This is a genomic window from Nocardia sp. IFM 10818, from assembly GCF_054655275.1.
In genome coordinates this window covers 889059-912446 of the sequence record NZ_BAAHJH010000001.1, presented here as the reverse complement: position 1 = coordinate 912446, position 23388 = coordinate 889059, and the positions used below count along the sequence as shown (strand labels likewise).

General features: G+C 71.3%; 8 protein-coding genes. 3 read left to right on the top strand and 5 right to left on the bottom strand.

Annotation, left to right across the window (positions count from 1 at the left end; translation table 11 throughout):
• Window positions 1–23 precede the first annotated feature (23 nt).
• Window positions 24–488 carry an SRPBCC family protein gene (locus ACYQ5L_RS04295; RefSeq protein ID WP_459955643.1) on the bottom strand — a complete coding sequence of 155 codons (465 nt, stop codon included), beginning with the start codon at window positions 486–488 and terminating at the stop codon, window positions 24–26.
• A 204-nt stretch (window positions 489–692) separates the two neighbouring features.
• Between ACYQ5L_RS04295 and ACYQ5L_RS04290 the strand changes: the two genes are divergently transcribed.
• Complete coding sequence (locus ACYQ5L_RS04290) at window positions 693–1751, top strand: AMP-binding protein (RefSeq protein ID WP_459955641.1); 1059 nt, start codon at window positions 693–695, stop codon at window positions 1749–1751.
• The gene (locus tag ACYQ5L_RS04285) at window positions 1751–3112 is read left to right on the top strand and encodes an aldehyde dehydrogenase family protein (protein WP_459955640.1); all 1362 of its coding nucleotides are present in this window, start codon (window positions 1751–1753) and stop codon (window positions 3110–3112) included. Before ACYQ5L_RS04290 ends, ACYQ5L_RS04285 begins: the two co-directional genes overlap by 1 nt.
• Before the next feature lie 13 nt (window positions 3113–3125).
• Here ACYQ5L_RS04285 and ACYQ5L_RS04280 read toward each other — a convergent pair whose 3' ends face one another.
• Window positions 3126–3266 carry a hypothetical protein gene (locus tag ACYQ5L_RS04280; RefSeq protein ID WP_459955638.1) on the bottom strand — a complete coding sequence of 47 codons (141 nt, stop codon included), beginning with the start codon at window positions 3264–3266 and terminating at the stop codon, window positions 3126–3128.
• A 98-nt stretch (window positions 3267–3364) separates the two neighbouring features.
• Window positions 3365–4582 (bottom strand): FAD-dependent monooxygenase, encoded by a 1218-nt coding sequence (locus ACYQ5L_RS04275; protein WP_459955636.1) that lies wholly within the window; start codon window positions 4580–4582, stop codon window positions 3365–3367.
• Window positions 4583–4704: 122 nt separating this feature from the next.
• On the opposite strand from ACYQ5L_RS04275, the gene ACYQ5L_RS04270 reads away from it, so the two are divergent.
• The gene (locus tag ACYQ5L_RS04270; protein ID WP_459955634.1) at window positions 4705–6960 is read left to right on the top strand and encodes a M28 family peptidase; all 2256 of its coding nucleotides are present in this window, start codon (window positions 4705–4707) and stop codon (window positions 6958–6960) included.
• Here ACYQ5L_RS04270 and ACYQ5L_RS04265 read toward each other — a convergent pair.
• Together ACYQ5L_RS04265 and ACYQ5L_RS04260 are read right to left on the bottom strand one after the other, a co-directional pair.
• Entirely contained in the window at window positions 6941–9427 is a 2487-nt protein-coding gene (locus tag ACYQ5L_RS04265) for an excinuclease ABC subunit UvrA (RefSeq protein WP_459955633.1), read from the bottom strand. The two genes, ACYQ5L_RS04270 and ACYQ5L_RS04265, sit on opposite strands and share 20 nt — an antisense overlap.
• The gene (locus ACYQ5L_RS04260) at window positions 9424–23319 is read right to left on the bottom strand and encodes a non-ribosomal peptide synthetase (protein WP_459955632.1); all 13896 of its coding nucleotides are present in this window, start codon (window positions 23317–23319) and stop codon (window positions 9424–9426) included. Before ACYQ5L_RS04260 ends, ACYQ5L_RS04265 begins: the two co-directional genes overlap by 4 nt.
• Window positions 23320–23388 lie beyond the last annotated feature (69 nt).

Sequence of the window (23388 nt, the reverse complement as noted above, 5' to 3'; positions counted from 1 at the left end):
ATAGTGCCGCGCTGCGGTTTTCGCTATTTCTGCGCGAAATGGTCGCGAATGGCGTCGGTCTGCTTGGCCATCATGGCGATAATGGTTTCGACGACTTCGGTCTCGGCGTCCTCGGCGATCGTCAGCTCGCGCGTCCAATCGAAGAAGCAGCGGTTGGGATCATTGGTTATCGGCCGGACGCGAATGGTGGCGATATAGCGGTCCACGCCCATGGTCGGCTCGATGGAGCGGTAGGTCTGCGAGCGCTCCACCTCGTTGCGCCCGGCCACCTCCTGCTGGACCAGGCCGCCGCTGAAGGCCAGCGTGAAGTTGTACAGCGCCGGAACTCGTTCGGGCCCGGCGTCTCCCACCCAGTGCACGTTCTGCGCCGCGGGCCCGGACACGATCGACACCACTTTCAGGGCGTCGCGCACGACGGCGAAGACGGTGTCCGGATCGGCGTCGACGATCGTCGAGTCGTACATGGTGTGCTTGCGCTGGATCGCCACGCGAACTCCTTGTCCAGCAAGGAATCCCCTTGCTTTCGCCACAACTTGTGTGACCGAGTACACAGCCGATGCCGTGGGGGCGGCCAGGGCAGGAAGCCACGAAAACCGCCACCGGGACCGACCGGCATTTCGTAGACTTCTACAGGAGGGTCAGTCGTATTTCGTTGTGTCAGAATCATTTTCGATCACTCGAAAGGATGTTTCATGACAGAGCGGAATGGCGCGGAATTCGTCCGGGAGATGATGCGGTGGCACTTCGGCCCCGAGACCGGGTCGCCATTCTGGCTGCGGCGGGCCGAGACGCTGGACTTCGATCCGCTCACCGACGTCCGGGATTTCGATGATCTCGCCCTGTTCCCCAATGTGGTGGACGAGCTGCGCGATGTCGGGGTGCGCGACCTGATTCCGCGGGGCTACGGTGACGAGCACGCGGCCGCCGTCTACGAGAGCGGCGGCACCACCGGCCAGCCCAAACGGGTGATGTTCACCGCGGAGTGGCAGCGGCTCAGCGTCGCCTGGTTCAGCGAGCGCCTCGACGCGCACGGCGTGCCACGAAACATCAACTGGCTCAGCGCCGTTCCGACCGGCCCGCACAATGTCGGAGCCATGGCGGTCGACACGGCGGCGGCGCGCGGCGGGCTGAACTTCGCCATCGACCTGGACCCGCGCTGGGTGAAGAAGCTCCTCGCGGAGGGCCGGATGGATATGGCTTCCGCGTACACCGATCACCTGATCGAGCAGATCGGTTTCATTCTCTCCACTCAGGACGTGGGCGTGCTGTTCGCGACCCCGCCCATGCTGGAACGCCTCGCTCAGCACGACGATCTTGTCGAACTGGTGAATCAGAAGGTCAGCGCGATCATCTGGGGCGGTACGCATCTGGATCCCGACACCCGGGATCTGCTGCGCGACGAGGTGTTCCCGAAGGCCACGCTGGTCGGCGGCTACGGCAGCACCATGATGCTGGGGACCTCGGTGGAGCGGCCCGGCCTCGGCGACGACGAGCCGTGCGTCTTCGACTCCTTCGCCCCGTACACCACGTTCCGGGTGATCGATCCCGACACCGGCCGGGTGGTCCCGTACGGCGAGCGCGGGCAGATCGTCGTGCACCATATGAGCCGGACGGCGCTGCTGGTCAACAATATCGAACGGGACTACGCCACCCGGATCGCCCCGGCGACACCCGGTTTCGGCGATTCCGTCGCCGATGTCGCTCCCGTGGCGTCCTTCAGCGGCGCGACGGTGATCGAGGGCGTGTACTGATGCTGTCCCTCGATGTCCTCGGCCCCGGCGGCGCGTATCGCTCCCGGCGACCGGAGACCATCCGAGACGTCACCGGAAACCCGGTCGCGGCCTTGAGTCTCGCTCCCCCGCTGTACGTGGCCCGAGCCCTGAAAGCGCTGCGCCGCGCGCCGGAGCTGCCCCTCGACGATCGGATCGCGGCCTTCGCGGCGGCGGCCCGGGCCTTCGCCACGGAGTCGATCGCGGGCCTGAGCGCGGCGGAGTATCAGCGCACCGTCAGTGCCGCCACCGGGATACCGATCACGGTGGTACGCACCGCCACCGGCGAAATCGCCGACGCCGCAGCGCGGATCCGGCACAGCGTGCGCAATGCCCGTCCGTCCGGCGCGGTCGAGTCGTGGCGCGATCCGCTGACCCGCGGCGGCAGCGCGGTGTGGACGCGCCGCGGTGAAGTGTTCGCCGTCCTGGCGGCGGGCAATCACCCTGCCGTGCAACAGGGTTGGCTCGATGCCCTGGCCCTCGGCTATCGCGTCGCCGTGCGTCCCTCCCGGCGTGAGCCGTTCACCCCGCACCGCCTGGTCACCGCGCTGCGCGAGGCCGGTTTCGGCGAGGACCGGCTCGTCCTGCTGCCCACCGATCACGCCGCGGCCGACGAGATCCTGCGCCACGCCGACCTCGGGATGGTCTACGGCGGAGCCGAGGTCGTACGCAAATACGCGGGCGACCCCCGCATCCTTCCCCAGGGACCCGGACGCTCCAAAATCCTCATCACCGCCGAAACCGACTGGGAGCCACTCGTCGACACCCTCGTGGAGTCCATCAGCAGCGGCGGCGGAGTCGGCTGCGTCAATGCCACCGGCATTCTCGTCGAAGGCGATCCGGCCCCCGTGGCGGCGGCTCTGGCCGAACGCCTCGCCGCGCTGCCCAGCCTGCCCGCCACCGACGACCGCGCGGTCCTGCCGGTGGCCCCGCTCGGCCTCGCCCGCCGCTGGGACGAATACCTCCGCCACCGGGCGGCGGGCGCCAAACCCTGGCTCGGCGGCGACGGCATCCTCGACGACCTCGGCGACGGCAGCGCCGTCCTCCGCCCGGCCGTCCACCAACTCGACACCCCCTTCGCCGAAACCCTGGGCCTGGAACTGGGTTTCCCCTGCGCCTGGATCGCGCCCTGGGACCGCGCCGCCGGCATCCGCCCCCTGCGCGACACCCTCGTCCTCACCGCCATCACCACCGACGAAATCCTGATCGACGAACTGATCGCCGAGCCCACCATCGCCAATGTCTACCTCGGCAACCACCCCACCCCGTGGATGGCCCCCGGTCTCCCCCACGACGGCTACCTGGCCGAATTCCTGATGCGCACCAAGACCGTCCTGCGCTGACCGGCGAACCGGTTCAGGCCGCGCGGCAGGCGTCCGGGCCGGCCGCGTCCGGCGGCGGGGCCGCGCCGATGATGACGTCCAGAACGGAGCGGGCGGCGAGCAGATCCGCGACGGCCCGGTCGATGCGGTCCCGTTCGCGGCGCAAGCCGGTCATGCGGGAGATTGCCGAACGTCGCCGCGGGCCACGGCGACGACGGCTGTTTCTGCGTCTACGAGATCTTCAAGAAGCCGGACGCGCACAGGCCCCGAGAGCTATGCCCGGGTGGGTGGTTCGTCGAGGCCGGCGTAGAGGTAATGGCCGGTGCCGGCGAGGGTGTGGCGGGTCCAGTCGGCCATGGTGGTGGCGTTCATGCGAGACCAGTCGGGGGTCTCCTCCACTTGGGCGTGGCCGATGCGGCGGCCGAGGGCGGTGAGGCGATTGCCCTCCGCACACCGGGATTCGTTGTAACCGGCCAGGGCCGCGGGAAGCGAGGGGGCCTCCCGCAGGGCCCGCTGGAAGGTGAGGGCATCGTCGATCGCCTTGACGGCGCCGGAGGCGGTGTGCGGGCGAGCGAGGGCGCCGGCGTCGCCGGCCAGGGCGAGGGCGCCTCGGGTATAGGCCGAGACGCTCAGGTCGTAGACCGGGTGCATGGCGATCTCGGTGTCGGCGGTGGCTTCGATCAGCTGGGACCAGCGGCGCGGGAAGTGTTGTGCGGCGAGGGCTTTGATGAAAGTGGCGAGTTCCGGGGCGGATCCGGGCGGGTGGCCGTGCTCGGAGCGCGGGGTGCTGGGCGGGTAGGCGTAGACGCCCCAGTTCAACCGGCGGCGGCCCGTGCCGCGCGGCGGCGGGGCGTCGGGAATGAAGTAGAAGACGGCGTGACCGTTCGGGAAAACCACTGTGGCGAAACCGGTCTCCAGTTCGGGGACCGGAACGGGCAGCGCCGCTTCCGGATAGCTGGCCCGCCACAGGCCGTATCCGGCGTAATGCGGTTCGGATCGGCCGTCGATGCCCAGGCGCGCCAGGGAGCGATAGCCGTCGGCGCCGATCACGCAGTCGAAGCGCTCGGTCGCGTCCCGGGTGACGAGGCCCGGTGCGGCGCCGTCGGATTCGATCCGCTCCACCGTGACCCCGGCGCGGTAATCGCCATCGGCGACCTTGTCTCGCAGAGCCTGCCAGAGCAGTCCCCAGTTGCATCCCATGACCGGACTGGGCTGCCGCCACAGCACGCGTTCGTCCCCGCCGTCCGCCTTGGTGATCCACACCCGTTCCGACATGGGGTGTGCGGGCATGCCGGGATCCACATAGCCCGCCTCGATGAGCGTGGCCCGCAGCGGCTGCGGCATGCCGATCCCGAATCCGCGCTCCTCCAGCCGTCCCGCGCTGCGCTCGTAGACGACCACGTCCGCGCCCGCGAACCGGGCCGCCATTGCCATCGCGCACCCGGCGATACTGCCGCCGATGATTCCGATCCTGATGTCTACGAATCCCATTACACACCCGAGCCGACCGTGGCGACAGGGGTCGCGGTCACCCGAGCGGCGTATTCTCCGGGCACCGGAATTGGGGGAAAGATCAGGGTCCGCGACCACCCCGGCCTGCCTACGATCTAGGAATGCGGGTGGGTCGAGGGCTTTCGGGATTTCTGGCATTCGCAGTACTGCTGCTGGTGGCGGTGGCCACGGCCTGGGAGCAGCAACCACACGGGTACGAGCCGGAGTCGGTGTCCGGGACCGAGTTCAGCGCGGCGCGGGCCGCGCGGATTGTCGAGGAGATCGCGCAACGGCCGCATCCGGTGGGGACCGCCGAGCACGATCTGGTCCGCGACTATCTGGCCGCGAAGCTGCGTGAGCTGGGGCTGGAGACGGAGATCAGGTCCGGGATCGGAAAGTGGCCGGGCACTTTCGGCACCGATTCCGTCGGCGTCGGGCGGGTCGACAATATTGTCGCCCGGATACCGGGGACGAACCCGACCGGAACGGTGTACCTGGTCGCGCACTACGACTCGGTGCCATCCGGTCCGGGCGCCAACGACGACGGCGTCGGGGTCGCCGCCATCCTGGAAACCGTGCGCGCGCTGCGAGCCGGGGAGACCGGCCTGCGCAACAATGTGGTCGCCCTGCTCACCGACGGTGAGGAGATGGGGCTGCTCGGCGCGGAGGCCTTCGTGGCCTCCGGCGACTTCGATCGCAATGGTGTACTCATCAATCTGGAGGCGCGCGGGGCCGGTGGTCCGGTCATGCTCTGGCGCATCACCCATCCCGATTCGGGCCTCATCGACGTGGTGCGGAAGGCGGCGCCGCATCCGAATACCGATTCGCTGAACACCCAGCTGGCCACGGGCGAACAGACCGGCAGCAATACCGATTTCGCGGCCTTCGAGCCCGCGGGACTGCGGGTGCTGGACTGGGCGTACGCCGGGCACAGCGCCTACTACCACAATCGCCTGGATGATCCGGACCACGTGAATCCGGCGACCGTGCAGCAGATGGGCGACAACACCCTCGCCCAGGCCCGCGAATTCGGGCAGCGGGATCTCGCCGACACCTCCGGTGACACGGATCTGGCGTACTTCGCCCTGCCGTTCGGTGTGCTCATCACCGTGCCGCCGTGGGTGCTGATCGCCCTCGCGGTCGTCATGGTCGTATTGGTGGGCTGGGTGGTGTGGCAGGTGCGCCGCCACGGCGAGGCCGGTATCAAGCGCGTCCTCGGCTCGGCGGTGGTGGCCTTCCTCGCCATACCGGCCGCCGTGGGCGCCGCCTACGGAATGTGGCGGGCGGTGGAGCTGATCCGGCCGGAATACGCGGTCCCCATCGATCCGTATCGGCCCGGGTTCTTCCAGGCCGCCATGATCATGGCGGCAATATTCGCCCTGCTCGCCTGGTATGCCTTGGCGCGCCGCATATTCGGGCCGACCGCGACGCCGGTGGGGCTGCTGGTGTGCACGACGGTGCTGGGTGCGCTGCTCGCGGCGCTGCTGCCCGCGGCCGCGCACATTCTGGTCGTGCCCGTGCTCGCGGCGGCGATCGGCGTGACGCTCACCTTCCTGATCCCGGATGCCTGGCGCCTGCCCGTGCTCACCGTATTCCTGCTCCCCGCAGCGATTTTCCTCGGCAGCAGCTGGTCGGGACTGCAGGTCGGATTGAACACCGGCTACCTGCTGATGGCGCCGATGGTGCTGCTCTACGGCGGACTGCTGCTGTTCCCGCTGACCCACACCTGGCCCCAGCGGCACGGCTGGACGATTCCGGCCCTCGCACTGCTGCTCACCGCGGCGCTGACGGCGGCCGGACTGGCGGTGAACCGGGTCGATGCCCAGCATCCGCGGATGGCCCAGCTCTACTACGCATTGGACGCCGACCGTCATGCGGCGCAATGGATCTCCGCACCCGAGCCCAACCCCTGGACCGAGCAGTTCGTCAGCGCGAACGCGCCGGAAGGCACGGCCGCCGAGATATTCCCGAAGGCCAAATCCAGCGGACCCGCACCGGCGCAGGCACTGTCGCCGCCGACCGCGCAGATCCTGTCCGACCGCACCGAATCCGGACAGCGCACGGTGCGCCTGCTGCTGCGCTCCCCGCGCGGTGCGACGCGCCTGGATCTGCGGTGGGCGCAGGACGGCGTACAGGCCCTGCGCGTGGCGGGCCGCGAGATCACTCCGGCGCCGGCGCGCGGGTTCCGCTTCTTCGCGCCCACCGCCGAAGGCGTCGAGGTCGAACTGGTCGCCCCCGCCGGACCGCTGCCCCTGACCCTGCTCGACTACTCCTGGCTGCCCGATTCCGGCGTCACGGCGCACCGGGAACCGCCCGCGGACGTCTATCTCATGCAGGGCAGCGCCGCCGTCGTCTACGTCAGCGTTCCGGGCCTGTGAACAGATAGCGGCCGGTGAGACTGTCCTCGGCCGCGGCGATCTCGCGCGGTGTTCCGGCGGCGACGATGCGGCCGCCGTCGGGCCCGCCGCCCGGTCCCATATCGATGACATGGTCGGCATTGGCGATCATGTCGAGATCGTGGTCGATGGCAATGATGGTCGCGCCCGCCCGCAGCAGCCGATCGAGGACTCCGAGCAGGGTCCGCACATCCTCCGGGTGCAGTCCGGTGGTGGGCTCGTCGAAGACGTAGAGGGTATGCGCCTGGCTGGTGCGCAGGCCGTTCGCCAGCCGCATGCGCTGCGCCTCGCCGCCGGACAGCGCCGGAGTGGGTTCGCCCAGGCACAGGTAGCCGAGGCCGACCTCCCGCAGTGCGTGCAGCGGCGGGCCGATGCGCGGGGCGCCGGCGAAGCGCTCCGCGGCATCGGCGACGGTCAGGTGCAGGACGTCGGCGATGGTGAGGCCGTCGACGCGGACCTCCAGGGTCTCGGGGTTGTAGCGGGCGCCGTGGCAGGCCGGGCAGGTGACCGTCATATCGGGCAGGTACTGCACGTCCAGGGCGACCTCGCCGAGGCCCGCGCACTCGGGGCATTGCCCGCCCTTGACGTTGTAGGAGAAGCGCCCGGCGCCCCAATGCCTTTCCTTTGCCAGCGGGGTGGCGGCGAAGAGGGCGCGGATACCGTCGAACGCGCCGGAGTAGGTGGCGGGGGTGGACCGGCTGTTATTGCCGATGGGCGTGGAGTCGACGGTCACCACGCGCCCGATGCCGCCGGTCCGCAGCGCGCGCACGTGGCGGGGCAGACGCCGATGGGCGAGCTCGGCGGTGAGTGCGGGCACCAGGCTGTCCAGCACGAGGCTCGTTTTTCCGGACCCGGAGACGCCGGTGACCAGCGTCAGCCGCCGCACCGGGATGCGGGCGGTGACATCGTGCAGCGTGTAGTAGTCGCCGACGGTGATCTCGAGGTGTTCGGCCTCCGCCCGCACCGGCCGCCGCTCGCGCATCCGGGTCTCGGCGGCGCCCGAAAGATAGGGACCGGTCACCGAATTCGGGTCGGCCGCCACCTCCTCGACACTGCCCTGAGCGACAATGGTCCCGCCGGCGCGGCCCGCGCCCGGACCCATTTCGATGAGCTGATCCGCCCAGCGCAGCAGGTCCACGTCGTGGTCGACCATGACCACCGAATTGCCGTTGTCGACCAAGGCGCGGATCACGCTGCGCAGGCCCTCGACATTGGCCGGATGCAATCCGATCGAGGGCTCGTCCAGGACGTACAGCATGCCGGTGGACCGGGCCTGCAGGGTCGCGGTCAGCTGGATTCGCTGCCGCTCGCCGGTCGAGAGCGTCTCACCCGCGCGATCCAGGGTCAGGTAGCCGAGACCGAGGGTGAGCAGCGGCTCGATGGTCCGGATGAACTCCGCCGTCAGCCTTTTCGCCAGCGGCTGCAGATCCTCGGGCAGGCGCTCCGGCAATCCGCCTGCCCAGGGCCGCAATTGGGCGAGGGTGAGAGCGCTGGTGGCGGCGATGTCACGGTCGTCCACCAGGGTGGTGAGCGCTTCCGGACGCAGCCGGGTGCCGTGGCAGGCGGGGCAGGTGTGCAGGGTGAAGAACTTGCTCAACCGCTCCCGGGTGGTCTCGCTGGTGGTGTTGGTGAGCGAATGCCGCACGGCCGCACGGGCATTCTCATAGGTGCCGTTGAGTTCGGCGGCGCGGCCGGATTTGGTGGTCACCACCACGTGCCGCTTCACGGCCGGACCGTCCAGGACGATGTCCTTCTCCCGCTGGGTCAGCTCCCGATAGGGCACATCGATGCGCACGCCGAGCTGGGCGGCGATCTGCGGCTGGAAGTCGCGCAGCGGCAGCTTCCACGGCGCCACCGCGCCCGCCGCAATGGTGAGTTCGGGATTCGGCACCAGGGCGTCGTCGTCGATCTCCTCCACCGTGCCCAGCCCGCCGCAGCGCGGGCACGCCCCGAAACTGTCGAAGGCGAAGGATTCCGCGCCGGGCAGCTCGAATCTGCCGCCGCATTCGGGGAGATCCACATATCCCCGCATGGCGACCTCCAGCATGGGCGGCAGCCGATATCCCGTGGGGCACAAATGCGATCCGAGGCGGGAGTACATCAGCCGCAGCACGTTGTACACCTCGGTCATGGTGCCGACCGTGCTGCGCCGGGTCGGAATCGGCGGCCGCTGCCGCAGCGCCAGGGTGGCGGGCAGGAAGTCGATGCGATCCACATCCGGCCGTTCGGCCTGAGCGATGCGCCGCCGCGTGTAGGTGGACAGGCCCTCCAGGAACCGCTGATAGCCCTCGGCGTAGAGCACGTTCATCGCCAGCGACGTCTTACCGGACCCGGACAGCCCGGTGATCGCCACCCACCGCCACAGCGGGACGTCCACATCGAGGTCCTTCAGATTGTGGACGCGCGCGCCCACCACGTGAATAGCCTCCGGTAGGTGATCGGTGCTCACCCCCGCCGCCACCATTCGGTCAACGTCGCGGCAATGCGTGCGAGCGGAATCGGTTGCGCCATACCGATGTGCGTGGCGTCGACGGGCACATCGACGACGGTGCCGGTGACGTGATCGGCCCAGCCCGCCGCCGGACAGCGCGCCGGATCGGCCTCCCGGGCGGCGGTGAAGTGCAGCAGGTCGCCGTGATACTTGCCGCTCGGCGCGCCCGGCACCCGGCGGGTCAGGGCGGCCATGGCGCGGTCGACCAGTTCCGGCGGGAAGCTGTCGGCGCTGACCATGCCGCGCAGCTCGTCCCAGGCGGCCGCGGAATCGGCGGGCTCCCCGGCGGATTCGAACGCGCCGTCCTCGGGCGTGGAATCCATGAGGGCGAGCAGGCGCACCTGCGCGCCCTGCTCCTGGAGCCGGACCGCGACCTCGTAGGCGATGCGGCCGCCCAGGGACCAGCCGAGCAGGCGGTACGGTCCCGCCGGTTGCGCCCGGCGGATCTCGCGCACATACCGTTCCGCGTAGGCGGCGATCGAATCCGGTGCGGGCTCGGCGCACACCACCCACGGATCCTGGAGGCCATAGAGCGAGATCTCCGGATCGAGCTGGGTGAGCAGGCCCGCATAGGGCCAGGCCAGCCCGCCGCCGGGGTGAATACAGAACAGCGCCTCGGCGGCGGCGCGCCGCAGCGGCAGCAGCACGGCGAAGGACTCGTCGGCGTCCCGGGTGCCCAGCCGGGCCGCCAGTCCCGCGACGGTCGGGGCCTCGAACAGGTCCCGCAGCGCGATACCGCCGTCGAGCCGGGCCATGACGCGGGCGGCACTGAGCGAATTGCCGCCGAGCGCGAAGAAATCGTCGTCCAGCCCGGCGCATTCGAGGTCGAGCACCTGTGCGAAGGCCGCTGCCACCGCGTGCTCGGCCGGTGTCGCAGGCGGGCGGTACCGCCGCTGCGGACGTGGCGGCGGCAGCGCGGACCGATCGACCTTGCCGTTCGCCAGGAGCGGCAGCCGGTCGAGCACGATGACGGCGGGCACCAGATAGCGCGGAAGCCGTTGCGCCGCACACGCGGTCACCGCGGCCGGGTCGAGCGCATGGTCCGGGTGCGGCACCACATAGGAAGCCAGTACCGCGTCCGGCCCGTCCCCGGCGCGCACCGCGACCGCGTGCGCCACACCCGGCGCGGCCGCCACCGCCGCCTCGATCTCGCCGAGTTCCACGCGCATGCCGCGCAGCTTCACCTGGAGATCGGCGCGACCGCGGTACTCCAGTTCGCCGCGTGCGGTCCAGGCGACGAGATCGCCGGTGCGGTAGAGCCTTTCGCCCGGCGATCCGAAGGGATCGGCGACGAACCGCACGCCGGTCCGCCCGGGGTCGGCGAGATAGCCGCGCGCCAGTCCCGCGCCGCCGATGTACAGCTCACCGGTCGCGCCGGGCGGCACCGGACGCAGACCGGAATCCAAGACGTAGTACCGGACGCCGAGCGCGGGGCCGCCGAGGGTGATCGGCCTGCCGCCATCGAGCGCACCGCTCATGCCGGCGATGATCGTGGTCTCGGTGGGGCCGTAGGCATTCAGCAGCCGCCGCTCCCGTCCCCACGCGGCGGCCACCGCCGGTGAGCAGGCTTCCCCGCCGGTGACCAGCACCGAGAGATCCGGCAGCCCATCGGGTTCGGTGGCCGCCAGTACAGCGGGCGTCAGGAAGGCGTGTGTCACCCGCTCGGTACGCAGCAACCGTGCGAGCGCGGGACCCGCGTACACGTCCGCGGGCGCGACCACCAGGGTGGCGGCGGCGCCGGCGGCCAGCACGAGTTCCCACACCGAGGCGTCGAAACTCGGGGCGGCCGCCGAGAGAATGCGCGAGCCCTGCTCCGCACCCAGGCAACGCGCCTGGGCGGCAGCCATATTCGCCAATCCGGCATGCGTCACGACGACGCCCTTCGGTGCGCCGGTGGAGCCAGACGTGTGAATCACATAGGCGGCCTGATCAATCCGGCGCCCGGCTTCCGTCATTCCGGCGTGCTTTTGGCCGGAATCCACCGGACTTGTCGGTGCGCTGGGGATGTGGGTCCCGGCCAAGAACGCGCCGGGATGACGAGAGGAGGTCGCGCCAGGATGACGGGAGGAGGTCGCGCCAGGAGAACGAGGGGAGGTCGCGCCTACGACCTCCGTGAGCGCGCCGTCGTCGCCAAGCACCGCACTGTCAGGGCCGAGTACCGCACTGTCGGGGCCGAGTACCGCACTGTCGGGGCCGAGTACCGCACTGTCGGGGGCGAGGACCGCGCCGTCGGAGTCGAGAACCAGGACTTCCGCCGCCGGTGACGCGGCGAACGCCGGATAGGTCTGGGGAGTGGTCAATGCGATTCGGCTTGCTGCGGCGGTGACCATGTCGGCGATCCGTGTGGCGGGGAATCCCGGGTCGACGGGCATGAATGCGGCACCGGATTTGGCGACCGCCCAGCACGCCACCACCCATGGCAGTGACCGTGACATGCCGAGCGTCACCACCGCTTCCGGGCCGATACCGCGTGCCCTCAGGGCTTGCGCCACGCGTTCGGCCCGCTCGTCGAGTTCGCGGTAGGTGAGGGTGAGGTCTGCGCAGCGCACGGCGTCGGCGTCGGGCGCGCGGCGCACCGCGGCCGCCAGCAGGTCGGGCAGCAGCAGGTCCGGGGCGGATCCGGTGTCGTTCCAGTCGTGCACGAGCTGCCGGTATTCCGGTTCGGCCAGGATCGCGATCCGCGCGGCCGGAACCTCCGGATCGGCGCCGAGTTGGTCCAGGACGCGCAGATAGCGGTCGGCCAGCTGCTCGACGGTGTCGTGGTCGAACAGGTCGGTGGCGTAGCGGATGGCGAGCGCCAGACCGGACTCGCCGTGGCTGACAATGAATTCCAGGTCGAAGCGGACCGTCGGGACCGCCACCGTGATGGGTTCGGCGCGCAGGCCGGGAAGCTCCAGGCGGACCGGGTCGAGATTCTCCACCGAGAGCATGACCTGGAACAGCGGGTGCACCGCACCCGAACGCGGCGGATCGAGGGCCCGCACCACCTGTTCGAAGGGCAGCTCGGCGTGCGCGAAGGCGTCCAGGTCGATATCGCGCACCCGCCGCAGCAGCGCGGAGATCGGTTCGGCGGCACCGGTGTTCACGCGCAGCACCAGGGTGTTGACGAACATGCCGACCAGCTCGTCGAGCGCGGCCTCACCGCGACCGGAGACCGGGGTGCCGATCGCGATGTCGGTACTGCCCGACCAAGCCGACAGCAGCAGGGCCAGACCGGTGTGCAGCGTCATGAACAGCGAGACATCGTATTCGCGCTCCACCTCGCCCAGACGCCGCAGGATGGGGTCGGGGATCGCGCGGGAGAACACCGCGCCGCGATGGGAGGCGACCGCCGGGCGCGGATGGTCGAGGGGCAGGCCGATTTCGCCGGGCAGCCCGGCGAGTGTCGTTGTCCAATAATCGATCTGACGGCTGTGCTCGGATTCCGGGTCGTCGGGCGAGCCCAGCACCGCACGCTGCCAGAGCGTGTAGTCCGCGTACTGCACGCGGGGAGCCGGGCGGTCGGGCAGGACGCCGGACCGCGCGGCGGTGTACGCCTCGCTCAACTCGCGCGCCAGCACGCCCAGGGAGAACCCGTCCGCATTCGCGTGGTGCACCGTGAGGGCGAGCAGCCATTCCCGGTCCGGATAACGGGCGTCGCCGACGGCGAACAACCCGATCCGCAGCGGCGCTTCGGACCGGAGATCGAAAGGGGCCGAACAGAATTCCCCGAGAATCTCGGGCACCTGCGCGGCGGCCACCGGCACCGTCGCGAACGATTCCCCGAACACCTGCTCGACCGGCAGCACTCGCTGGCCGGGCTCACCGGCGGTCTCGGGATAGTAGGTGCGCAGCGCCTCGTGCCGGGCGACGACCCAGCGCAGCGCCGACGTCATGGCCGCCGGGTCGAGCGGGCCGTCCAGCCGCAGCACGAGCGGAATGTGATAGGCCGCGGACTCCGGATCGAGCCGGTGCAGCAGCCACAGCCGCTGCTGCGCGAACGACAGCGGGATCCGTTCGGGACGGGTCAGCGCCACCAGCGACGGCCGGCTCGGCGCGGGCGAATCGCCCACGCGCGCGGCCAATTCGGCGACCGTGGGCGCGTCGAACACTTCCCGCACCCGGACCCGCGTGCCCAGCGCCGCGCCCAGCCGCGCCGCCACCCGGGTGGCGCTGAGCGAATTGCCGCCGAGCCGGAAGAAGTCGTCGTCCGCACCGACCCGATCCACCTCCAGCACCTCCGCGAACACCCGCGCCACCGTCTGCTCGGCGGGCGTGCGCGGCATCCGGAAGAGCTCGGCCGCGACGGCGGGCAGCGCGGCCCGGTCCACCTTGCCATTGGCGTTCACCGGCAGCCGTTCACAGCGGACGATCGCCGACGGCACCATGTACTCGGGCAGGCGCGCGGCCACGGCGGCGCGAATATCGGCCACCTCCGGATCGGCGCCGGGCTCGGCGGTCACATAGGCGACCAGGCGGCGGGCGGCCGGACTGTCCTCGCGAACCGTGACCACGGCCTGTGCCACGCCCGCGACGGCCGCGACCGCGGCCTCGATCTCGCCGAGCTCGACCCGGATACCGCGCAGCTGCACCTGGGAATCGGTGCGGCGCACGAACTCCAGCGCACCGCCGGGCCGCCACCGGACCAGATCGCCGGTGCGATACATGCGGGCGTTCGCCGCACCCGCCCGCGCGGCGAACGGATCGGGCAGGAAGTGCGCCGCGGTCAGTCCGGGCCGGGCGTGATAGCCGCGGGCGACGCCCGGCCCGGCCACATACAGATCGCCGGGAACGCCGACCGGCACCGGCTCGAGACGCTCGTCGAGCACATAGCAGCGCACACCGGCGGCGGGGCCGCCGAAGTCCACCGGGAGACCCGCGGCGTACGGGGCGCTCAGATTCGAGATGATGGTGATCTCGGTGGGGCCGTAGGCGATCAGCAGCGTCCGCCCAGCCGACCAGCGGGCCGCCACGGCCGGTGCGACCGCTTCCCCGCCGGTCACCACGACGCGCAGGGCGGAACCCGTGGGCGGAGAGGCCAGTTCGGCGGGATCCATTCCGGCCAGCACGGCCGGGGTGATGAAGGCATGGGTGATCCGTTGCCGCCGCAGCAGATCCACCAGATCCTGGCCTCCGTAGATATCCGGATCCGCGATCACCAGCGCGGCGCCCGCGCCCGCCGCGAGCAGCACTTCCCACAGCGAGGCGTCGAAGCTCGGGGAGGCCACCTGCAGGACCCGTGAGTCACGGTTCACGGCACAGTGTTTCGCCTGCGCCTCGACGACGTTCGACAGGCCCTCGTGGGTGACGACGACGCCCTTGGGGACACCGGTGGAACCGGAGGTGTAGAGCAGATAGGCCGCGTCGGCGATGCGCAGCGGCCGCACCCGTAGCGCATCGGTCACCTCCGCGGAATCGGCCAGCGCGAGTTCGGCTTCCAGGTCCGGATCGTCCAGGGAGCACCAGTTCGACCGGGTATCGGGGAATTCGGGGAGCCGATCGAGCATGCGGTCGACGGTGAGGCCGAAACCAGCGCCCGCATCGGCGAGCAGGTGCGCGAGCCGCTGCTGCGGATGGCCCGGATCCAGCGGCAGGTAGGCCGCACCGGTCTTGGCCACCGCCCACAGGGCGATCACCCACTCCACCGAGCGCCGCAGCGCGACGGCGACCACCTGATCCGGTCCGATGCCGCGCCGGATCAGCCAGTGCGCCAACCGGTTCGACCGGTCGTGCAGCTCTCGGTAGGTGAGGGCCTGCCCGTGGAAGACGACCGCCTCGGCGTCCGGATCGCGCAGTGCGGCACGCGAGAGGATCTCCGGCAGCGGGCGCGCGGGACCGCCGCCGGTCCGGTTCCAGCCGTCCAGCACATCGAAGCGTTCACCGGTGGTCAGGACATCCACGGCGCGGACGGGCCGCTCGCGATCCGCGATCACCTGTGCGAGCACCCGGTCCAGGCGCCGCAGCAGCGTATCGGCGGTCTCCGGATCGAACAGCGCCGTGTCGTAGCGCAATGCCACCGTGAGCCCCGAATCCGATTCGGCGACCTCGAATTCCAGATCGAAGCGCACGGTGCGCACGGGGACGGGCAGCGGTTCGACGCGAATGCCGGGCAGCCGCAGCTCGGCCGGGCCGAAGTTGCGGAAGGCCAGGCCCACCTGGAACAGCGGATGCCGGGCGGCAGTGCGCGGCAGCTCGAGCGCGTCGACGATCCGCTCGAACGGCACACCGGCGACGGCGAGCGCGTCCACATCGGTGTCGCGGACCCGGTCCAGCAGGGCCGCGAACGATTCCTCCGCAGCGACGCGCACCCGCAGCGGCACGGTATTGACGAACATGCCCACCGCATCGTCGAGTCCGGGCGCGTCGCGGCCCGCGGTCGGCGTTCCGATGACCACGTCGGAGGTGCGGGACAGCTTCGCGAGCAGGACGGCCAGCGCGGCGTGCACCACCATGAACAGCGAGGCGCGGTGCTGCCGGGCCAGGACGTGCAGCCCGGCCGTGCGCTCCGGCGACAGGGCCAGTTCCACGCCCGCGCCGATATGCCGGGCCACCGCGGGCCGCGGGCGATCGGCCGGCAGCGGCAGCTCCGCGGGCGCGCCCGCCAGCATCCGAACCCACTGGCCCAGCTGCCGATTCAGCTCGGAGCCCGGATCATCCGGCGCCCCCAGCGCGGCCACTTGCCGCAGCGTGTGGTCGGTGTAGCGCGGCGGCGGTCCCGCCCAGTCCGGTTCGCGGCCGGCGGTCCTGGCGGCATAGGCCGTGGCCAGATCGCGGGTCAGCGGGCCGAGCGAGGCGCCGTCGGCATTGATGTGGTGCACCACCAGGGCCAGCGCCCATTCGGCCTGCCGCAGATCGCCCCCGGCCGCCTCGACCGCGTACAGCCGCACCCGGATCGGCGGTGCGGCGGTGAGATCGAAGGGTTCGGATTCGAGTTCCGCCAGTGCGCGCTCCAACCGATCCGCGGGCACCCGGCGGATCTCCAGCACGCCGGTATCCGCGTGCGCCACCGCCTGATACGGCACACCGTCGGATTCCGGGAAATAGGTGCGCAGCGCCTCGTGCCGCTGCACCACATCGGCGACGGCGGCCGCCAGGGCCGCCACATCCAGGGCGCCGCCCAGCCGCACCGCCAGCAGAATGTGATAGGCGCGCCCGGATCCCGTGCGGTCCAGCAGCCAGATGCCGTGCTGCGCGGGCGAGAGCGGAATACGGTGCGGGCGGATATCCGGCCCCGGCGCGGCCGGGCGCGGCGCGACCGGGGCGGCCGCCAGGCGTTCGGACAGCAGCCAGGCCAGTCCGGCCACGGTCGGCTCGTCGAACAGGTCCCGGAGTCGCACGACCGCACCCTGATCCACGTCCAGGTCGCCGGGGCGGTCCACGGCGGCGGCGAGCTCCGCGCGCAGCAGCGTCATGACGCGGGTGGCGCTGAGCGAATTGCCGCCGAGGTCGAAGAAGTCCTCCGTCGCACCCACCTCGCCGCGCTCGAGCACCCGCGCGAAGGCGCGGGCCACCAACCGCTCCATGGCATTGCCCGGCATCCGGTCGCCGGTGCGGGTGCGGGCGCGGGCGGCGGGCGGGGGCAGTGCGTCCCGGTCCACCTTGCCGGTGAGGGTGAGCGGGAAATGATCGAGCACCAGCACGGCGGCCGGGACGTACGGACCGGGCAGTCGCCGGGCCAGGGCGGCGCGCACGCCCGCGGGATCCACCGATCGTCCCGGTGCGGGCACCACGTACGCCACGATCTCGTCCCCGGCCGCGCTCTCGGGCCGCAGCACGACCACCGCGTCCGCCACCTCGGGCAGCGCGGCCAGCGCCGCCTCGATCTCGCCCAGCTCGATGCGGACGCCGCGCAGCTTCACCTGAAAATCATTGCGGCCGTGGAAATCCAGTTCCCCGTCACCGCGCCAGGAACCGAGATCGCCGGTGCGGTACATGCGCTCGCCCGGTGCGCCGAACGGGTCGGCGACGAACCGGGAGCCGGACAGGCCCGGACGGCGCAGATAGCCGCGGGCCAGGCCGGGACCGGCCACGTAGACCTCGCCGATCACGCCCGGCGGCACCGGCCGCAGGCGGCGGTCCAGCACATAGCAGCGAGCGCCGACGATCGGGCCGCCGAGGGAGACGGCGCCGTCGGCCGCGCAGATCCGCACGGGACGGGTCACGGTGGCGCAGATGGTCGCCTCGGCGGGTCCGTACACATTGATGAAAGACCGTCCGGCGGACCAGGTTCCGGCCACCTCGGGCGGGCAGGACTCCCCCGCCGCGCCCAGCAGCCGCAATCGCGGGACCCGCTCCGGCATGGACAGCGTGGCCAGCACGCGCGGAGTCAGCAGGGCATGCGTGATCCGCTCGCGCACCAGCAGTTCCAGCAGCTCGTCGCCCGCGTACGCCGACGGCGGCGCGATCACCAGTGCCGCCCCGGATGCCAAGGCCAGCAGCATTTCCCACAGCGAGGCGTCGAAACCGGGTGAGGCGACGGCGAGCACCCGGGCCGCCGGATCGGCATCGCAGCGCTGCGCCTGTGTCACCACGACATTCGCCAGACCGGCGTGGGTGACGGTGATCCCCTTGGGCGCTCCCGTGGATCCCGAGGTGTAGACGACGTAGGCCGGGTGGTGCAGCCGCAGCGGCCGGACGCGGTCGGCATCGGTGACCGGGCGGATACCCGGCTCGACGGGTTCGGCCGGGTCGAGAAGGGTCCAATGGCCGCCGGGCAGCGCGGGCACCGTCGTACTCCAGCGATCGGTCGTAATGCCCACGGCCACCCGGGAATCCGAGAGCATGGCGGCGATCCGCTCGGCCGGTCCGCTCGGATCGATCGGCAGGTACGCCGCACCCGTGTGCGCCACCGCGCACACCGCGATCACCCATTCCGGCGAGCGCGGCAGGCCCACCGCGATCACGTCTTCCGGGCCGGCGCCCCGCGCGATGAGCCGGTGCGCCAGCCGATGGGCCCGCTCGCCCAGTTCGCGGTAGGTCAGCGTGCCGCTCTCGCACACCACCGCCGTCGCCTCCGGATCGTAGGCGGCGGCGCGGGTCAGCAACTGCGGCAGCGTGAGCGCGACGGCCTGGCTGGTGTCGTTCCACTCCCGCAGCAGCCGGAGTTCGTCGGCGGCCAGCAGATCCATATCCCCGACCCGCACCCGCGGATCCCGCCCGATCTGCTCGAGCATCCGCACCAGCCGCCATGCCAGCGCCTCGATCCCGGGCCGGTCGAACAGGTCGGTGGCGTACTGGACCGCCACCGACAGCCCGGATGCCGTTTCGGCGCAGGCGAATTCGAGGTCGAATTTGGCCAGCGGCAGCGGGATCTCGACGGGATGCACGCGCAGGCCGGGCAATTCGAAGGCGGCCCGATCCGAGTTCCGGAACGACAGCATGACCTGGAACAGGGGATGCCGGGAGCGTTCCCGCGGCGGATCGATCAGCTCCACAATGCGCTCGAACGGCGCCTCGTCGTGGGCGAAGGCGCCGAGATCGGCATCGCGCACCCGCGCCAGCAGTTCGGTGAACGATTCCGAGGCGTCCACATCCACCCGCAGCACCAGGGTGTTGACGAACATCCCGATCAGCTCCTCGAGGCGGGCGTCCCCGCGCCCGGCCACCGGTGTGCCCACCGCGATATCGCGGCCGCCGGAAACCGCCGCGAGCAGCGCCGCCAGGGCCGCGTGCACCACCATGAACAGCGTCGCCCCGTGCCGCCGCGCCACCTCCTGCAATCGCCAGACGGTATCGGCGTCGACGCTCGCCTGCACCCGTTCGCCCCGCCGCGCGGTGCTCGCCGGGCGCGGCCGGTGCGGCGGCAGCCCGGATTCCACCGGCAACCCGGACAGCATGTCCGACCAATACGTGAGCTGTTGCGACAGCATCGATTCCGGGTCCGTATCCGCGCCGAGCACCTCGCGCTGCCACAGCGCGTAATCGGTGTACTGCACCGGCAGGGGCGCCCAGTCGGGCGCCGCGCTGCGCATCCGGGCCTGATAGGCCACGGCGAGGTCGCGGGCGAACGGCCCGAGCGAGAAGCCGTCGGCGATCGCGTGATGCACCAGCACCGCCAGCAGATGGTGATCGGCCGTATTCGCCCCGTGCACCTCGAACAACCGCACCCGCAGCGGCGGACGCGCGGCCAGATCGAAACCGGCGCAACCGAATTCCTCCAGCAGCCGCGCCAGCTCACCGGCCCCGGCCGGTTCCGCGGCCAGCCCGGAGATCACCGCGTCCGCGGCCCACACCCGCTGGCGCACAACACCGTCGGACTCCGGAAACGAGGTCCGCAATACCTCGTGCCGCGTCACCACATCGGTCAGCGCGGCCGTCAGCGCCGCCACATCCACCGCACCGGTCAGCCGCAATCCCAGCAGCATGTTGTACAGCCCCGACCCGGTATCCAGCTGATTGATCACCCAGAGCCGCTGCTGCGCATACGAGGCCGGCGCCTCCCCCTTGTCCGCCCGCACCTCCGGCCGCACCCGCTCCACCAGCAGATTCCGCGCACTCACCCGCCCCGCGAACCCCGCGACCGTACTGTCCTCGAACAGATCCCGCACCCCCGCCTCCACCCCCAGCGCCGCCTGCACCCGCGCCACCACCAACGTCGCCGACAGCGAATCCCCACCCAGCGCGAAGAAATCGTCATCCAACCCCACCCGCCGAGGCCGCACCGCGCCCACCACCGAGCGCTTCCGCCCGCACACCGGCTCAGCGGATTCGACGGCCACCCCACTCCCGCCCACCGCATCCGCACCGCCGAGACCACCGCTCGCCGCCACGACACGTTCAGCTGCTCCGGTGCTTCCGGTATCAGCGGCAGCGGCGACATCCACCGCGTCCGCACCGCCGTAGCCGCCGCTCACCTCGGTGACGCGCGAGGCGACTGTCCGGCCGTCCGCACCGACCGCCGCCTCGCGATGGGCCGCGGGCGGGAGGGCGAGTACTTCGGCGAAGGCCGCGGCCACCACCTTTTCGGCCTTGGTGACCGGGGCGCGGTAGGCGGGGGTCGCGGCCAGGGGGGCGGGGAGGGCGCGGCGGTCGACCTTGCCGTTGGGGGTGACCGGCAGCCGGTCCAGCAGGACCACGGTGGGGACCATGTGGCTCGGCAGGCGCTGGGCCGCGGTGTATTCCAGTTCGCGGGTGGTGAGCAGGCAGCCGGGCTCGGGGGCGGCGTAGGCGACCAGGCGGGGCGGGGTCGCCGGGTGCTCGCGGGTGGTGTCGTACGCGCCGCCGCGGATGACGGCCACCACTTGGGCGACGCCCGGGTAGTCGGCGAGCACGGTCTCGATCTCGCCCAGTTCGATCCGCAGGCCGCGGACCTCCACCTGGTGGTCGGCGCGGCCCCGGAATTCCAGCTCCCCTTCGGCACTGCGGGTGACCAGGTCGCCGGTGCGGTACAGCCGTTCCGCGGCGCCGAACGGGTCGGCGATGAAGCGCGCCGCCGTGGCGCCCGGCCGCCCGAGGTAGCCGCGCGCCAGGGCGGGACCGCCGACATACAGTTCACCGGGCACGCCGGGCGGGACCGGGCGCAGCCACGGGTCGAGCACGTGGGCGCGCACGCCGGGCACGGGCGCGCCGAGGGCGGCGGGACGGTCGGGGTTCAGGTGGCCCAGGTGCGTGGCGATGGTGGTCTCGGTGGGCCCGTAGATGTTCAGCATGGTGCGGCCCGGCGCCCACGCCGCGGCCACCGCCTGCGGGCAGGCCTCGCCGCCGGTCGAAAGATGGTGCAGCTGATCGAGTCCGGCGGGATCGGTGCCCGCCAGCACGGCGGGGGTGATGAAGGCGTGCGTCACCTGCTCCCAGCGCAGGAGATCGGCCAGCCGGGGACCCGCGTAGGCGTCGCCGGAGGCCACCACCAGGGTCGCGCCGCCGGTGGCCGCGGTCAGCAGTTCCCACAGCGAGGCGTCGAAACCGGGCGCCGCCACGCAGAGCATCCGGTCCCCGGGCCCGGTGGGCATGCGCTCGGCCTGCGCCGTAATGAGATCGGCCAGCCCGGCATGGGTCACCATGACCCCCTTGGGAACTCCGGTGGAGCCCGAGGTGTGGACGACATAGGCCGGGTGTTCCGCGCGTAGCGGCCGGGTCCGGCAGGCATCGGTGACGGCGGCGGCGTCGAGGTGATCGAGCAGCGGCTCGCAGGCATCCAGTTCCAGCCACTCCCGGCCGTCCCGCACGATCTCGGGCAAGGCGGCCGCGGCGGTGGTGATTCCGAACCGCACCCCGGATTCGGCGAGTATCGCCGCGAGGCGTTCGCCGGGATGGTCCGGATCGATGGGCAGGTACGCCGCACCGGATTTCGCCACGCCCCACACCGCCACCACCCATTCGGCCGAGCGACCCATGGGCACGGCCACCACGTCCTCGGGGCCGATGCCGTGCCCGCACAGGGTGCGGGCCAGGCGATTCGACAGCGAGTCCAGCCGGCCGTAGCTGAGCGCGGCATCACCGCACACCACCGCCTGGGCGCCGGGATCACGGGCGGCCGCGGCGGCGAGCACATCCGGCAGCAGTACCGCGGCGCCCGTCCCCGTGCGCCGGGGTGCGCGCCGCAGCAGATCGCGTTCCGGCCGTGTGAGCAAGCTGATTCGACTGACCGGTTCGTCCGGCTGGGCGGCAATCACGCCGCGCAGGCACACCAGGAAGCGGTGCAGCTGTTCCTCGAGGGCCTGCTGGCCGTAGTGCTCCGGATTGGCCAGGATGTCGACCGACAATCCGGCCTCGGACCCCGCGCGATACAGATTGAAATGCAGATCGGCCACCGAACCCGAAGCGAGGATGCGGTATTCGCCGACCGCCGCGCCGAAACGGCTGGTCCGGTCGAAGAACATGAGATTGACGCTCGGGCCCAGCGCCTGATCGGCGCCCACGCCCAGATCCCGGCGCAGTTCCTCGAACCGATACCGCTGATGCCGCAGTCCTCCGGTGGTCTCGCGCACGGCGGCGGTGATCAGCTCGCGCAGCGTGACCCCGCCCGCGCAGCGCAGTCGGATGGGCAGCACATTGGCGAGCATGCCGCCGGACTGCTTCAGCGCCGCGGTGGTGCGCGCCGAGGCGGCCAGCTGCACCAGGGGCTCGGATTCGCCGGTCATCCCCGCCCGGAAGGCGCCGATGGCCGCCACCAGGACCTGCGCGGGACTGGCGCCGCAGGCGGCGGCCAGGCGTTCGAGCGCCTCCCATTCGCCGGAGTCCAGCGCACCGGCCGCGCGCAGGGCCGGTGCCGGCGCGCCGACCCGGCGCGGGCGATGCGCACCGGGCGCGGGGATGGGAGCGGTCCAGTCGGCGAAGCGTTCCCGCCAGTAGTCGCGGTCGGCGAGAAAGCGGGCGGAGGCCCGGTAGTCGGCATCGGCGGCCTGGATCTCCGCCGGGGACAAGCCGCCGAAGACCGGCGGTTCGCCGCCGGTGAGCAGGGCCTCGTACCACTGGCCGATGCGCGCGATGAGGCTCAGCCCGCCATAGCCGTCGATGGCGACGTGGTGCATCTGCGCGTACCAGATGTGGTGCTCCGGCCCGAGGCGCAGCAGCGCCGCCGCCCACAAGGGGGCGTCCAGCAGCTCGATGGGCACCCGATGCCGCCGATCCATCCAATCCAGCGCCGCCCGATGCGGATCGGGCCGGTCGGTCAGATCGACGCGTTCCAGTCCGCCGCCGATATCGGCCGCCATCCACTGGTACGGCTGCCCGTTGGCCAGTCCGATGCGCAGCCGGCCGACCCCGAACTCTCCGAAGGCGCGGTGCGATGCTTCGTCGAACAGGTCCGCATTCAATTCGCCGCGCAGTTCCAGGTAATGCGCTTGCCCGGGTAACGCCCGCGGACGCGGTTCGGCTCCGTCCACCGCTCCGATATCGTCCGCGAGCCACAATTCCATTTGGGCGCGGGACAATTCGAACGGTACGTCGCAAACGTCAGGCGAATCGGCGAGCATTGTCCCTCCCGAAGTCCGGACCTGCGG